This is a genomic window from Streptomyces sp. NPDC050439 (assembly GCF_040655335.1).
Classification (GTDB): Bacteria; Actinomycetota; Actinomycetes; order Streptomycetales; family Streptomycetaceae; genus Streptomyces.
Genome location: NZ_JBFAJT010000010.1, coordinates 172,774 through 185,702, shown reverse-complemented (window position 1 = coordinate 185,702; position 12,929 = coordinate 172,774). Strand labels below are relative to the sequence as shown.

Here is a 12,929-nt window from a genome sequence, read left to right as displayed (position 1 = left end):
TCCGAGGCGTCGGGGGAATGGCGTTCGCTGAACTCTGGGAACGCTTCTCCTTCTACGGCCTGCAGAGCATCCTCGCCTTCTACCTCCTCGATGCCTTGAGCGAGGGAGGGCTCGCGCTTCCTGCCGCCGCGGCGGTCGGCATCACGGGCGCCTACGGCGGCGCCGTCTACCTGGCCCAACTGCTGGGCGCCTGGGCGGGCGAGCGGCTGGTCAGCCCTCATGCGCTCGTCTTCGGTGGCGGCATCGTGATCGCGCTGGGTCACATCGTGCTCGCCGTCACGCCGGGGCTGCTCGGGCTCGGCACAGGTCTTGTCCTGATCGTCGTCGGCACGGGCGCGTTGAAGACCAACATCACCTCCATCGTGGGCTTCATCCTGGCGAGCGAGAGTGCGGCCAAGAAGGACGCGGGCTTTTCCTACTTCTACATGGCGATCAACACGGGAGCCGTTCTGGGCCCGCTGACCACGGGCCTCGCCCAGAACCAGTGGGGCTTCCACGTCGGGTTCGGGCTTGCCGCGGTCGGCATGGTCATCGCCCTTGTCCAGTACGTCCGTTCGGCAGCGTCTCTGCCGCCTCGTGCCCGTCAGGTCGTCAACCCCCTGCCCGCGACAGCACTGCGCAAGGCCCTCTGCATCGCAGCCGTCGCGATCGTGGTCATCACGCTGGCGGCCCTGTCCGGCCTCCTCAAGGCCGAACGGCTCTCCATGATCGTTACGGTGGGCACCCTCTTCACCGCCGCCGTCTACTTCACGCTCATCCTGCGCTCAGGGAATGTGGACGCCTTCGAGCGCCGCCGCGTGAGCTCCTACATCCCCCTGTTTCTCAGCGCGTCCCTGTACTTCGGGCTGCTCTTCGCGAAGTTCACCGCGATCTCGCTGCTGGTCAAGAGTCGTGTGGATCTCGACATCGGTGACTGGTCGTTCCCCGTCGGCTGGATCACCATGATCTCGTCGGCGTCCGGTGTGGCCATGCTCCCGGTCGGCGCCGCCATCTGGAAGAGGATGGGAGCACGTCAGCCGAAGGCCGGCACCAAGTTCGCCATCGGCCTCGTGCAGATAGGCCTGGGCTTCGCGTTCATCATGGTGATCTCGGCGCTGTACGACGGCACCACGATTCCGTTCGCCTACATCGTCGTCTTCATGTTCATCATGGGCAGTTCCGAGATCTTCGTCGGGCCCATCGGTCTCTCCCTGGCCACACAGATCGCGCCCAAGGCCTTCACCGCGCAAATGGTCGCCATCAACTTCCTTACGCTGGCTCTGGGTTCCTCTCTCTCGGGCCTGCTGGGCCAGTACTTCACTGCCGTCTCGAACAACACCTACTTCCTGACGCTCGCGCTCGGAGCAGTGGCTGCGGGCCTGACCCTGTACGCGTTCCGCAGGCCCATCCACCGCAGCCTGTACGCCGGAATCGAGATGTGATCCACATGCCCACTCCTCGCATCGCCGTCATCGGCACGGGAACCATCGGAGCGCAGACGCTCTGGCAACTCGCCAAGCTCGGCGCCGACGTGACCGGCTACGAACTCTTCAGCCCCGGACACTCACGCGGAGCCGCCGGCGGCGAAACCAGGCTGTTTCGCCACATCGACGTAGAACACCTCGAGTACCTGCCCATCACCGGGCGCTCAGACCTCATATGGCGCGAGCTCGAAAAGGAATCCGGGCGCACGCTGCGCAACCTGACCGGCGCCCTCGCCATCGGCAGCTCCACCAGCCCCGCAACGCACACCGCGCTCGAGAGCGCGGCCCTGCTCGGCAGCCGCGCCGAAGTACTCACTCGCGAGGAAGCACAGCAGCGGTTCCCGCACTACCGGCTGCACGAGGACGAGATCGCGATCCTCGACAAGGGCGCCGGGATCATCTTCCCCGAGCTCACCGTACGTACCGCCGCGGATGCGGCCATCGCACGCGGCGCACGCATCCTCCGCGAATGCCGTGTCACCGCCATCAACCAAGTCGGCAGCCAGGTCGACATCGTCACAGGCGACGGCACGCAACGCTACGACCGGGTTGTCGTCGCGGCAGGCGCATGGACTGCCACCCTCCTGCCGGACATGGCCCCTTACCTCGCGACGCGGCGCCTCATCTCCTCGTGGTACCTGCCCAAAGCCGGCAGCACACTCGACGGCATGCTCCCCTACCTGCGCACCGAACCCCACTACTCGTACGGGCTGCCGACCGCCGACGGCCTGGCCATGAAGCTGGGCGTCGGATTCCGTGACCACTTGCCCATCGAGTCCCCGGACACCGCGCCGCTGCGGATCGCAGACGAGGACATCGAGCCCATCCGCGCGGTCGCGCGCGACCTCTTCCCGATTCTGGAGGACTACCCGATGCGTGCCCAGGCGTACTACGAGGCCTACACGCATTCACGCATCGAGTATCTGCGCGAACACCCGGTCATGCCCTCGGTCTTCGTCTGCGCCGGGTTCTCCGGCAAGGGCTTCAAGAACGCACCGGTCTTCGGCGAGGCAGCCGCCCGAGCGGTCCTCGGGCTGCCGCCGGTCGACGACAGCATGGCGTTCATCCTCAACGCCGAGCATCCCGCCAGCCCGGTATCCGCCTGACCAACTCTCTTACTCGCGTTGTGCATTCGCTGCGGGAAGCACGTCACCGCTGTCCGCGCCCACTACGTCCAACCCCGCCAGCAGACGCAGTCCGTCCGCGGCGGGGGAGCCGGCGGCCGCGGTCAGCACCAACAGCTCCATGCCTGAGTCGTCGGGCAGCGCAAAGTTCTCCTGGTGCAACTCAAGCAGCCCGACCAGGGGGTGGCGGTACACCTTGCGACCATGGGTGCGGGCGCGCACGTCCGCGCGGGCCCAGAGACGACGGAAGCGCTCGCTGCCCATCGCCAGTTCGCCGATGAGCGAGGCCAGGCGCGGGTCATCGGGATATTTGCCGGCGGCCAGACGCAGGTGCCCGACCACGTCGAGGGTGCAGCTCTCCCATTCCGCGTACAGGCCGCGCTCGGCCTCCTCGAGGAAGATGTGCCGGGCGGTGTTCAGGCCCGGCAGCGGCCGGCCGAAGAGCAGCCCGGCGAGGCGGTTGCCGGCCAGCACATCGAGACGATGGTCCATGATCAGCGCGGGGGCGTCGGCGACCAGGTCGAGGACGCGTGAGACCTCCGGCCGGACCCGCCCGCCCGGCGCCTTCGCGCGCCGGCGGCGCTGCCGGGCGAGCCGGGAGAGATGCTCTCGTTCGGTCTCGTCAAGGCCGAGGACGCGGGCCAGCGCGTCGAGGACCTGCTCGGAGGGCTGGGTCGCGCGGCCCTGCTCCAGGCGTACGTAGTAATCGACGCTGACTCCGGACAGGTGCGCGACCTCTTCGCGGCGCAGCCCTTCGACCCGGCGGCGGCTGTCGGTGGGTATGCCGACGGCCTTCGGGTCGACCCGGGAACGCCGGGTCCGCAGGAAGCTCGCGAGATCGTCCATGCCTCCCAGTATGGCCACGGCGGGCCCCACGAAGGTGGTACTGCCGTTACCAGGAAGTCCCGTCCGACGGAAGCGGCGCCCCTGAACACCGGGCGCCAGGGTGCCCAGAATCGAAGGCATCCGATCCCAGGGAGTTCTCATGAAGACGCTGATCGTCTACGCCCACCCGGAGCCGAAGTCGCTCAACAGCTCGCTCAAGGACCTCACGGTATCCACATTGGAGAACGCCGGTCACCAGGTGCGGGTGAGCGATCTGTACGCGATGAACTGGAAGGCGGTCGTGGACGCCGCGGACTATGGCCCGCACGCGTCAAGTCCGCTGCAGGTCGCGCGGGATTCGGGCCGGGCCTTCGATGCCGGGGCACTCACCCCGGACGTCCGCAGCGAGCAGGAGAAGCTGCTGTGGGCCGACACGATCATCTTCCAGTTCCCGCTGTGGTGGTACTCGATGCCCGCGATCCTCAAGGGCTGGGTGGACCGGGTGTTCACCTTCCACTTCGCGTACGGCGTCGGTGAGCACAGCGACACGAAGTACGGCGAACGCTTCGGCGAGGGAACCCTCGCGGGCCGCAGGGCCCTGCTGTCGGTGACCGCCGGAGGCCCGGAGTCGCACTACGCCGCCCGTGGGATCAACGGCCCCATCGACGACCTTCTCTTCCCGATCCATCACGGCATCCTCTACTACCCCGGCATCGAGGTGCTGCCGCCGTTCGTGCTCTACGGCACCGACCGGCTTACCGACCAGGAGTACCCGGACGTCGCCAAGGCCTGGGAACAGCGCCTGCTCACCCTGAAGTCGACCGAGTCGCTCGCGTTCCGGAAGCAGAACTTCGGCGACTACGAGATTCCCTCGCTGCACCTGAAGGAGGGACTGGAGCCCGCGGGACGCACGGGTTTCGGGCTGCACGTGCGGGGCTGAGCGTCGGCGACAGTCCGCAGGCCGAGTCAGCTCCAGCTCGGTGAGGAGCTGGACCGCCTCACCCATCGGGTAGTAGCCCTTGCTCCACACCTCAGGTGCTTCGGAACCGTCCCAGGCGTCGACGACCTGGCGGGCCCGGACCTCCGGCTTCGGCGCCGAGCCGGGGTCGCTGATCTCCGCCCCACTGCTGCGGGGCTCCTCACTGCTGCACCCCTGCGACGGCCCAGGTTCGGGTTTTCCTGTTCTACCGTGCCGGTTGTTGGTACCTCACAGGCTCGCCCAGTTGCAGTCGCCACCCCGGATGGGCGGAGATTTTGAGGGGGAGTCAGGTCGGGGCCGTGGCGCCGAGATCAGCCGGGCCAGCGTGCCTGAGTGGGGGCGGTCAGTTGGTGACGCGCAGCAGCAACTTGCCGGTGGAGGTGCGTCCGCCCATGAGTCGGTGGGCGTCGGCCGCGTCGGACAGCGGGAACTCCGCGGTGACGGGCAAGGACACCACGCCTTCAGCCACTGCCTGCAGGGCATGTTCGGTCAGGGAGCGGACTGCGGCCGGTGCCGTCTGGGCGAGCGCGAGAACGGAGAAGCCACCGATGGAACGGCCTTGCGCGTACAGGTCGGGCTGCCCCACGTGCCAGGGCTCAGAGCCGCCGGCGTTACCGAACGACACCAGACGTCCGAAGACGGCCAGCGCGCTCAGCCCACGGCGCAGCGTGTCGCCGCCCACCGGGTCGAGGATCAGGTCGACCCCTCTGCCTGCGGTCGCGCGACGGACGTCCTCGGTGAAGGCATCGGCCAGGAACACCTCGTCGTAGCCGTGCTGGAGGGCGTACTTGGCCTTGGTGTCGGTGGAGACCACGCCGTACACCGCACTCGCGCCCGCCGCCCTGGCCAACTGCCCGACCGCCGTGCCAATGCCGCCCGCCGCGCCGTGCACCAGCACGCTCTCCCCGGCGCGCAGCCGCCCTACCTCGTGGACGAGGGCGCGTGCGGTCGGCAGCACAGTCGGCACCGTGGCCGCGGTCCGCAGGTCTACCCCGTCGGGCAGCGCAAACACGGCCGTGGCTTCGGCGAGGACCACCTCGGCATAGCCGCCGCCGTCGACGAGCGCGGCAACTTCCTGTCCCACCCGCAGCCCCTCGACACCTTCCCCGACCGCCCGGATGTGCCCGGAGACCTCCAAACCCGGGCGGAAGGGCAGCGTCGTCACTCGGTAGCCCTCCGCGCGCGCCTTGACATCCGCGAAGTTGACGCCGGCCCAGGCGGATTCGATGGTCACCTGGCCCGGCCCCGGCTCGGGAACCGTGGCCTGCACGCTCCGCAGGACCTCGGGGCCGCCGTATGTACGGAACTCGACCGCGCGCATGCGCATACCGCCCTTCCATGAATGTTCAACGGGAAGCGAACATCGGTAATGTAAGATAGGCATCGAACATTCGGCAAGCGGTTGTGACGGCCGCACAGGAGGACGAGCCATGGTTCAGCAGGCCGAAGCCTCAGGGCACCGACCGGCACCCGTGCATACGCACCCCGACGAGGTCTCGCTCCTCTCCGCGCTCTCCGCTCTCGCAGACCCCGTGCGCATCCAGCTGGTCCGCGACTTGGCCGGACACCCCGACTGGAGCCTGAGCTGCAGCAACTTCGACGTCCCCGTGGGCAGGGCGGCCAAGAGTCACCACTTCGGCGTCCTGCGCGACGCAGGCCTCGTCGAACAGCGCGATCAGGGCACCAAGCGCCTCAACCGACTGCGCCGGGCGGAGTTCGACGCGCGTTTCCCCGGGCTTCTCGACCTCACCCTTCGCGCCGACGACACCGTATGAGCAGCATTCCGTCGTGAGCTCGGCCTTTCCGGGAAGGGTCGTACGTAGCACCAGGAGCAGTCCGGTGAGGCTCGCGCGGAGATCCTCCTCGCCCGCGTGCCGGGACACGCCCCGCCGTATCAAGTCAGGCAAACACGGGCTCGATTCCGGAACGTGGGGGCTTCTGGCTTCCACCCATTCGTGTCATAACCCCGCCGTACCGCCTCCACGGACGGTGCGACCGGCACATGATGCTCCCCTCATCGCAGAGTCCCAGGGGGGAACCATGAGTGAGTCGCAGCAACCGTCTGGATGGGGAACGCACCCTCAGCAGACGCCCCAGCCCCAACCCCCGAAGAAGTCCAAGACCGGGAAGTTCATTGGCTTCGGCTGCCTCGGCGTCGTCGCTCTCATCGTCGTGATCGCTGCTGTCGGCGCAGCGGGCGGAGGCAACTCCACGGACGGGGCCGGCAGCAAGAAGGCCGCGACGACCGACGACAAGCCGGAGTCGGGCGATGCGAAGAAGGACCCGCCCGCCGAAAGCGAGGGAAGTCAGGCGGACCAGTTCAAGGCATGTGTCGCCAAGGGCGGCAGCGCGAGCGAGAAGGCGGCTGCCAAGCACGTCACCAAGGTGTCCGGCGCGGACAAGAACAATGACGTACTCGACGCGGCCGAAGTGTTCACCGACTTCACCGGCGGGATCGTGGGACCGCATGCGTCGGACGGGAAGCTCATTGCGAGCGCGTTCGGCTCTTGCTACGACTCGGAGAACGGTCTGGTGACCGTCTATGACAAGAGCGGCGAGGTTTTGTCGAACGGGAACTACTGACGAGACGCATTGAACCGTCACCTTGGTCAGCCGCCACGAACTGGGCTTTGCCGAGGGGTGAGCGCAATGTGGCAGCCGTTCGTCCTCGGTCTCGCCGATCGGGCTCGCCGTGCAGATCAGCTTTCGACAGGTACGGGTTGCGCGTGGACGGACACGGCGGCGAGGTAGAGACCGTCGCCGCTGAGCCGGAGCGTCGGGGGCAGGCTCTCACCGAGGGCGTCCGTAACTTCGGCGGTTGGGTAGCCAAAGAGGTCGATGCCGCCGAGGACAACCGGGCAGGCGGAGGGGCCGGTGAGTGTCAAGGGGTCGCGAGCGAGGCCGATTTGCGCCAGTCCCAGGGTGTCCTGGTGCCGGCCGCTGCGGTCCGTGGTGTCGCCGTATATGTCGAGTGTGAGTCCGTGGTACTGCGCGCTGAAGGCCCACCGAGCGCCACAGACCCAACCTTCGCGAACGTCCCCGATGGTGGCGACGGCCCGCTGAGCGGCGCGCTCGTCCATGCCGAAGTCAAGGGTGCCGGCAGAGCCAGGCAGCCGGAGGCCGACGTCGGGGAGCAACTCGAACATGCGGTGATGGTCGCAACGAACCGCACTGTGCCACAAGCCGGAAACGTCCTGCACGACACCCCCGGCGTCCTCGGCGAGCAGTAGCGCGTGGAGGTCTTCGAACGCCGCCAGGCGAGGTGACCCGCCCCGGCTCTGGGACCCCGTTGGGGCCGTCGCCGTTGAAGCCGGATGCACCGGCCAGAACGGCGGAGCCGCGGTAGTTTGGTCTGCTCGCCGTAGAGGTTCGCGCCACCGCCGCCGTACATGGTCAGTTGGACAGCGCCGCCGGAGCTGCACCCTCGTCGCGTCCGCCGCTTTGACGCTCACCACGGTCGCCACGGCGTGGCTATGCGGCGCATGTCAGAGAACTCCGGGGCCGTATGAATGGTCGACGCGCGGCGAGGCCCCCTCCTGGGGGGGAGAGGAAGGGGCGCCCGCCGCGCTTCCTGCCATCCGACACCGGGTGTGTGCCGCACGCTCGCCTGACAGGGCCGACCGAGTGCTGGAGCGGCGGGCCCGCCCCCGGTGTGGTGGGACCGGGGGTGGACCCTTCGACGGCTGCGCAGTCGGTCAGTCGTGCTTCGTCAGAACGGTGCGATTCCTGGCCGTGTCGGTACTCGGGTCGGGGAGCATGCCCACGGGCCGACCGGTCGAGCGTTCCGCCCCTTTTCGAGCGATCTCGCCGACGATGTGGGCGGCGGGCTGTATCTCTTCACGGGGGGTGGGGTGTGCGGCACCCTCCGGGTGATGCATGTCGGCGGTATCGGCGAACGCTGCCGCCGTCGGCATGGCGACGGCGGTCAGCGCGCCGAGGACGATCATCAGGGCCCTAAGGTGCACGCGCAGGGGCATCGTCTGGTCCTCGGCTCCGGCTTTCGCCTCAGGCGGCCGGTGCGAACGGGACGCCGGTGTCGGGGGCCGGCTGCGCGTCGGTCTTGGTGGGATCCGGCTTCGGAGCGGGCTTGACGGCGTCGGTGTCCGGGACGGGCTGCGGGTCGGGCTTCACCTCGTCGTCCGGGGTGGGCTCGGGGTCGGGCTGCACCTCGTCGTCGGGGGTCGGCGCGGGCGCGGGCTCGTCCTGTCCGGCCTTCTCCATCCATGAAGTGAGCTTGCCGTCGGGCTGAAGCGCTATGTGCATGCCGTTGTTCTGGCCGTAGGCGGCGCGTCCGTTGGCGTCCAGAGAACCGGCGCCGGCGATGTCGGCCTGGTAGTGGTTCGTCGAGAGCTTGTAGACCTTCGCGGTGGTGCCGTCGGCAAGCTTGGGCGTGGCGACCAGGACACGCTTGTTCGGGTTCGGCTTGGGCTTTGCCTTGTCCATCCACGAGGTGATGGAGCCGCTCGGGGTGAGCTTGATGTGCATGCCGTTGTGATTGACGTGCACGGTCTTGCGGTCGGCGATGAGCGTGCTGCCCTTGGGGCCGGAGATGACGGCCTTGGCCTTGTTCTTGCCGAGCTTGTAGACCTTGGCGATGGAGCCGTCGCGCAGCTTCACCGTCTTGGCCTTCTTGGCCTTCTTGGCCTTGGAATGCGCGACGGCCTCGACGTTGATCGGCTTGGAGCTGGTCGTCGGGGGAGCGGTGGCGGCCATGGCGCCGGAAGCGGCTCCCAGGCTGATGCCGGCGGTGGCGACGAGAGCGATGGCGGTGGTGCGCAGGGTGCGGGTAGTACGCATGGGGAATGAGGCCCTTTCGGGTCGTTCTCGGTGGGGGGATGAGCCGCTGCGTTGCGGCGACATCTACGAAGTTACGCATCTCACATCAAGGCAACCCGTAAGAGATGTAACAGTCATACTGCGCATATACGGCAAAAATGTCACTAAAGCGGGCGTGCCACCGTAAGATTTGTTGTTGGATCAGGGGCGTGGCGGGATGTGGGGGAGGGGCGCCCGTACTGGGCCTGCGGATGCCGTGCGGATGCGGGTCCCGCAGTGACAGGTGAGGCTGGCGCCATGGTCGAACCGCTCCCCGTCGTCGTGTCCCCGCCTTCCACCGCCGGAGGCCGCCGCGTCCGTGTGGACGGCCAGATCCTCGGTCTCGCGCACACCATCGCCGACATTGTCGCGTTGCTGCGGAGCGCAGGGATGGACGAGGCCGACGCCTACTTGGTCGAGACCTGCATGTTCATCCACTGGATGGGCGGTGGCCCGGAGGTGTGGTCCCGGTCGGGCAACGGCGGCAAGGTCTGACCGGTCGCCCGGATGTGTGTGGGGCGGCGCTGGTGTGCGTGGCGCGTCGCGAGCGGCTTCGGGGCCGCCCTCCGTCCGGCGTAGGGACGGAATTCTCGCCGACCGCCCCGACGGAACTCTCGCCGACCGCCCCGACGGAATCCTCGCCGACCGCCCCGGGGGGAATCGCGGGGGAATCCACGGACCCGTGATGCGCCCGGGTGATGTGTCGTTACCCCGGCACGCCCACGCCGTTGTCGGTGAAGGTGCCCGAATGCGCTACCCGCAGATGCCTGGGTTCCGTCCGCCTGCCGGAAAGGGTCCCCTCCATGCATTCGCGTTTCGCCACCACGGCCGTCGCCGCTGCCTGCTTCCTGGCCGCCCTCACCTGCTCGCCCGCGCTCGCCGCGGCGAGCGCGCCCGACGAACCCCGGCCGCACCACGACACTGCCCTCGGGGCCACCGTGCCCACCCTGCTCTCGCCCGCGACCGCCAATTCCAGCCCGCCCGGCGCCCAGGGGAACCCCACGATCCCCTGCCAGGCCGGCGCGGACCTGCGCGCCCACCCCCGGCCAGTGGTGCTGGTGCACGGGACGGCCATGAACGCCTACAACAGCTGGAACGCGATGGCCCCCGCCCTCGCCGACGCGGGCTACTGCGTCTACGCCCTGAACTACGGCGCCAACGGCAGCCCGCTCAACGCCCTGGGAGCCAAGGGTACCGGCCGGATCGAGGACTCGGCGAGGGAGCTGGCCGGCTACGTCAGCCGCGTGCTGCGCACCACCGGAGCTCACGCGGTGGACCTCGTCGGGCATTCGCTGGGCGGGCTCATGCCGCGCCAGTACCTGAAGTTCGAGGGGGGCGCCTCGAAGGTGCACCGGCTGATCGGGCTCGCCCCGGACAACCACGGAACGACGGCGAACGGCCTCGATGTCCTGGTCAAGGCCGTGGCCCCGACGACCGACGTGGTCGTAGGCCCCTCATCGCGGCAACAAATGGTGGGGTCACCGTTCCTCAAGCGGCTCAACGCCGGTGGCGACACCATGCCCGGGGTCGATTACACCGTGGTGGCCACCACCTACGACAAGATGGTCACCCCCTACACATCGGGCTTCCTCACCTCCCCAGCCGACCGCCCGGAAGCCGTCGACAACATCACGCTCCAACACGTGTGTCCCACCGACAGGTCAGGTCACCTCGACACCCTGTACTCGCCCAACGTGATCAACCTGACCTTGGACGCCCTCGACCCCGCGCACCGCGGCACTTGGGCCTGCAAGGCCCGTATTCCCCTCCTCCCGCTGCCCTGAGGGGGACGCTCCACGCAGTCAGCGCGGCGGGCCACGGCCGTGGTCACGCGGGGGAGTTGGGCTACGGCCGCTGCGCGCGCAGGGTAGCGGGCAGGCGAGGTTCAGTCGGTGGAGAGCGCTTCGAGAAGACGTCCCGCGTCGGGGGCGTCGAGAGCCCGGGCGGCGTCCGCGAGCGCGACCACGCCGACGAGGGCAGTGCCGTCGATGACGGGCAGGCGTCGGACCTTGTGCTGGGTCATCGTGTTGAAGACTTGTTCCGCGTCGTCGTCCGCGCCGATCGTGACGGCCTCGCCCTGCGCCAGGGTGCCCGTCTCCACCTCCGCAGGATCAAGTCCCTTCGCAAGGACCTTCACCACGATGTCCCGGTCGGTCACGACGCCGACCAGCCGGTTGTTCTCGCCGCAGATGGGCAGGGCACCCACCTGCAGTTCCGTCAGCTTGCGAGCCGCGTCGAGGGCGCTGTCGTGCCCCTGAACGCACTGCGCGCCGCCGGTCATGATGTCCCGTGCCCTTTTCGTGGCCATGGTGCTGAGCCGTCCTCTCTGTCTTTGGGTACTCCGGCATGCTTCCGCGCCGGAGGCTGTCAGGATCGGGTGACCGGGAGAGGTGCCCGCGAAACAGGATCGCCGGAGTTCATCGGTCCAGCAGAGAGGCAGGAAGCCTGGTGTCGGTCATCGATGCGTGGATGCAACACCCCACGCTCCGTCACTCCAACCACGAGATGTTCGAGTCGTTGCGCCGGTGGACGGGGCATGGGCTGCTGGACGAGCCATTGCCGGTCGAGGAGACGGTGGCGTCGATGGCTGCCGCCGACGTGGAGATCGGTCTTTCGGCAGCCTGGTACGGACCGCAGGGGCCGTTGATCAGCAATGATGAGGTGGCTGAGTTCGTGGCTCAGGCCGACGGGAGGCTGCGCGGGGTGGCCGGCGCGGATCTCACCCGACCGGTGCACGCCGTACGGGAGTTGCGCCGCGCGGTGCAGGAGCTCGGCTTCGTGGCCCTGCGCATCGTGCCCTGGCTGTGGCAACTGCCGCCCACGGACCGCCTGTACTACCCGCTGTACGCCGCCTGCGTCGACCTCGGCATCCCCTTCTGCACGCAGGTCGGACACACGGGGCCCCTGCGGCCGTCCGAAACCGGTCGCCCCATCCCGTACGTCGACCAGGTCGCGCTCGATTTCCCGGAACTGACCATCGTGTGCGGGCACATCGGCTATCCGTGGACCGCGGAGATGATCGCGGTCGCGGACAAGCACGCCAACGTCTACATCGACACCAGTGCCTACACGGCTCGCCGCTACCCGCCCGAGCTGGTCGACTACTTGCGTGGCCGGGGCCGCAGCAAGGTGCTGTTCGGCACGAACTACCCCATGATCACGCCCGCTCAGGCTCTCGAACACCTCAGTGAGCTGGGCCTGGACGAGGAGGCCACCGAACTGTTCCTGTCCGGCAACGCACGACGGGTCTTCCGCCTGTGACCGGGAGCTGAAGGAGTGCGGGCGTGAGTTCGTCGCCCCGCGCGAAGCGGCGGCCCTCGAGACCGCCGCGTGCCGCGTAACCGAGGCGTACCGCGTGCCCGACGCGCACAGGCACTCGGGCACCACAGCTGACGCTGGGTGGCTCAGAACGGAGCCGGGCCGTCGCCCGTGATCGCGGCGCTTCCACTCTCCGCGTCCATGTCGATCCGGGCGGTCCCCTGGGCGCCGTCGGGCATGCGGATCGTGACGCTGCTGCTCTGCACCGCGGGCCAGAACGATGCCTGCAGCCCGTCGGCGTGCACCGTGCCCGACCAGGTCCTGGACGCTTGGTGGTCGACGGCTTGCAGGGCAGCCATCACCTGGGTCGCCTCTCCGTTGATGACAAGGGTGACGGGGCCTTCGTAGATGTCGGTCATGCCTCCCGCCTGCCCGAAGAATCAGCGACGACTCCGTCCTCGCCTC

Annotated in this window: 15 protein-coding genes; 8 read left to right on the top strand and 7 right to left on the bottom strand. The window is 68.4% G+C overall.

Annotated features, from left to right (window positions below; genetic code table 11):
• The first annotated feature begins 17 nt into the window (after positions 1–17).
• Entirely contained in the window at positions 18–1,421 is a 1,404-nt protein-coding gene (locus AB0I66_RS35510) for an oligopeptide:H+ symporter (RefSeq protein WP_363212153.1), read from the top strand.
• Positions 1,422–1,426: 5 nt separating this feature from the next.
• Entirely contained in the window at positions 1,427–2,569 is a 1,143-nt protein-coding gene (locus AB0I66_RS35505; RefSeq protein ID WP_363212152.1) for an FAD-dependent oxidoreductase, read from the top strand.
• A 9-nt stretch (positions 2,570–2,578) separates the two neighbouring features.
• Here the strand turns inward: AB0I66_RS35505 and AB0I66_RS35500 are convergent, their stop codons facing one another.
• Complete coding sequence (locus tag AB0I66_RS35500) at positions 2,579–3,433, bottom strand: helix-turn-helix transcriptional regulator (RefSeq protein ID WP_363212151.1); 855 nt, start codon at positions 3,431–3,433, stop codon at positions 2,579–2,581.
• Positions 3,434–3,572: 139 nt separating this feature from the next.
• Between AB0I66_RS35500 and AB0I66_RS35495 the strand changes: the two genes are divergently transcribed.
• Positions 3,573–4,352 carry an NAD(P)H-dependent oxidoreductase gene (locus tag AB0I66_RS35495; protein WP_363212150.1) on the top strand — a complete coding sequence of 260 codons (780 nt, stop codon included), beginning with the start codon at positions 3,573–3,575 and terminating at the stop codon, positions 4,350–4,352.
• Between the two features lie 382 nt (positions 4,353–4,734).
• On the opposite strand, the gene AB0I66_RS35490 is transcribed toward AB0I66_RS35495, so the two are convergent.
• Positions 4,735–5,712: a zinc-binding dehydrogenase gene (locus AB0I66_RS35490; RefSeq protein WP_363212372.1), complete on the bottom strand. Its 978-nt coding sequence runs from the start codon at positions 5,710–5,712 to the stop codon at positions 4,735–4,737.
• Between the two features lie 109 nt (positions 5,713–5,821).
• Here AB0I66_RS35490 and AB0I66_RS35485 point away from each other — a divergent pair, with 109 nt between their 5' ends.
• Positions 5,822–6,166 carry a helix-turn-helix transcriptional regulator gene (locus tag AB0I66_RS35485; RefSeq protein ID WP_363212149.1) on the top strand — a complete coding sequence of 115 codons (345 nt, stop codon included), beginning with the start codon at positions 5,822–5,824 and terminating at the stop codon, positions 6,164–6,166.
• Between the two features lie 265 nt (positions 6,167–6,431).
• On the top strand, positions 6,432–6,974 hold the full coding sequence (locus tag AB0I66_RS35480) for a hypothetical protein (RefSeq protein WP_363212148.1): 543 nt from the start codon (positions 6,432–6,434) through the stop codon (positions 6,972–6,974).
• A gap of 116 nt (positions 6,975–7,090) precedes the next feature.
• Here the strand turns inward: AB0I66_RS35480 and AB0I66_RS35475 are convergent, their stop codons facing one another.
• From AB0I66_RS35475 to AB0I66_RS35465, 3 genes are all read right to left on the bottom strand, one after another.
• Complete coding sequence (locus AB0I66_RS35475) at positions 7,091–7,537, bottom strand: hypothetical protein (RefSeq protein ID WP_363212147.1); 447 nt, start codon at positions 7,535–7,537, stop codon at positions 7,091–7,093.
• 549 nt (positions 7,538–8,086) lie between these two features.
• Positions 8,087–8,368 carry a hypothetical protein gene (locus AB0I66_RS35470; protein WP_363212146.1) on the bottom strand — a complete coding sequence of 94 codons (282 nt, stop codon included), beginning with the start codon at positions 8,366–8,368 and terminating at the stop codon, positions 8,087–8,089.
• A gap of 28 nt (positions 8,369–8,396) precedes the next feature.
• A complete protein-coding gene (locus AB0I66_RS35465; protein WP_363212145.1) occupies positions 8,397–9,188 on the bottom strand; it encodes a hypothetical protein in 792 nt (263 codons plus the stop codon).
• Between the two features lie 276 nt (positions 9,189–9,464).
• Here AB0I66_RS35465 and AB0I66_RS35460 point away from each other — a divergent pair, with 276 nt between their 5' ends.
• Together AB0I66_RS35460 and AB0I66_RS35455 are read left to right on the top strand one after the other, a co-directional pair.
• Positions 9,465–9,701: a hypothetical protein gene (locus AB0I66_RS35460; RefSeq protein ID WP_363212144.1), complete on the top strand. Its 237-nt coding sequence runs from the start codon at positions 9,465–9,467 to the stop codon at positions 9,699–9,701.
• 308 nt (positions 9,702–10,009) lie between these two features.
• The gene (locus AB0I66_RS35455; protein ID WP_363212143.1) at positions 10,010–10,990 is read left to right on the top strand and encodes an alpha/beta fold hydrolase; all 981 of its coding nucleotides are present in this window, start codon (positions 10,010–10,012) and stop codon (positions 10,988–10,990) included.
• A 101-nt stretch (positions 10,991–11,091) separates the two neighbouring features.
• Here the strand turns inward: AB0I66_RS35455 and AB0I66_RS35450 are convergent, their stop codons facing one another.
• Positions 11,092–11,514: a CBS domain-containing protein gene (locus AB0I66_RS35450; protein WP_363212142.1), complete on the bottom strand. Its 423-nt coding sequence runs from the start codon at positions 11,512–11,514 to the stop codon at positions 11,092–11,094.
• Positions 11,515–11,654: 140 nt separating this feature from the next.
• Between AB0I66_RS35450 and AB0I66_RS35445 the strand changes: the two genes are divergently transcribed.
• Positions 11,655–12,467, top strand: a complete 813-nt coding sequence (locus tag AB0I66_RS35445; protein ID WP_363212141.1) for an amidohydrolase family protein — start codon at positions 11,655–11,657, stop codon at positions 12,465–12,467.
• Between the two features lie 143 nt (positions 12,468–12,610).
• Here the strand turns inward: AB0I66_RS35445 and AB0I66_RS35440 are convergent, their stop codons facing one another.
• The gene (locus tag AB0I66_RS35440; RefSeq protein ID WP_363212139.1) at positions 12,611–12,883 is read right to left on the bottom strand and encodes a DUF4873 domain-containing protein; all 273 of its coding nucleotides are present in this window, start codon (positions 12,881–12,883) and stop codon (positions 12,611–12,613) included.
• Between the last annotated feature and the right edge of the window lie 46 nt (positions 12,884–12,929).

What these genes read in the sequence shown, in the direction of transcription:
- AB0I66_RS35510 (WP_363212153.1), top strand. Translation starts at nt 18, where the DNA reads ATGGCGTTCGCTGAACTCTGGGAACGCTTCTCCTTCTACGGCCTGCAG.
- AB0I66_RS35505 (WP_363212152.1), top strand. Translation starts at nt 1,427, where the DNA reads ATGCCCACTCCTCGCATCGCCGTCATCGGCACGGGAACCATCGGAGCG.
- AB0I66_RS35500 (WP_363212151.1), bottom strand. Translation starts at nt 3,433, where the DNA reads ATGGACGATCTCGCGAGCTTCCTGCGGACCCGGCGTTCCCGGGTCGAC.
- AB0I66_RS35495 (WP_363212150.1), top strand. Translation starts at nt 3,573, where the DNA reads ATGAAGACGCTGATCGTCTACGCCCACCCGGAGCCGAAGTCGCTCAAC.
- AB0I66_RS35490 (WP_363212372.1), bottom strand. Translation starts at nt 5,712, where the DNA reads ATGCGCGCGGTCGAGTTCCGTACATACGGCGGCCCCGAGGTCCTGCGG.
- AB0I66_RS35485 (WP_363212149.1), top strand. Translation starts at nt 5,822, where the DNA reads ATGGTTCAGCAGGCCGAAGCCTCAGGGCACCGACCGGCACCCGTGCAT.
- AB0I66_RS35480 (WP_363212148.1), top strand. Translation starts at nt 6,432, where the DNA reads ATGAGTGAGTCGCAGCAACCGTCTGGATGGGGAACGCACCCTCAGCAG.
- AB0I66_RS35475 (WP_363212147.1), bottom strand. Translation starts at nt 7,537, where the DNA reads ATGTTCGAGTTGCTCCCCGACGTCGGCCTCCGGCTGCCTGGCTCTGCC.
- AB0I66_RS35470 (WP_363212146.1), bottom strand. Translation starts at nt 8,368, where the DNA reads ATGCCCCTGCGCGTGCACCTTAGGGCCCTGATGATCGTCCTCGGCGCG.
- AB0I66_RS35465 (WP_363212145.1), bottom strand. Translation starts at nt 9,188, where the DNA reads ATGCGTACTACCCGCACCCTGCGCACCACCGCCATCGCTCTCGTCGCC.
- AB0I66_RS35460 (WP_363212144.1), top strand. Translation starts at nt 9,465, where the DNA reads ATGGTCGAACCGCTCCCCGTCGTCGTGTCCCCGCCTTCCACCGCCGGA.
- AB0I66_RS35455 (WP_363212143.1), top strand. Translation starts at nt 10,010, where the DNA reads ATGCATTCGCGTTTCGCCACCACGGCCGTCGCCGCTGCCTGCTTCCTG.
- AB0I66_RS35450 (WP_363212142.1), bottom strand. Translation starts at nt 11,514, where the DNA reads ATGGCCACGAAAAGGGCACGGGACATCATGACCGGCGGCGCGCAGTGC.
- AB0I66_RS35440 (WP_363212139.1), bottom strand. Translation starts at nt 12,883, where the DNA reads ATGACCGACATCTACGAAGGCCCCGTCACCCTTGTCATCAACGGAGAG.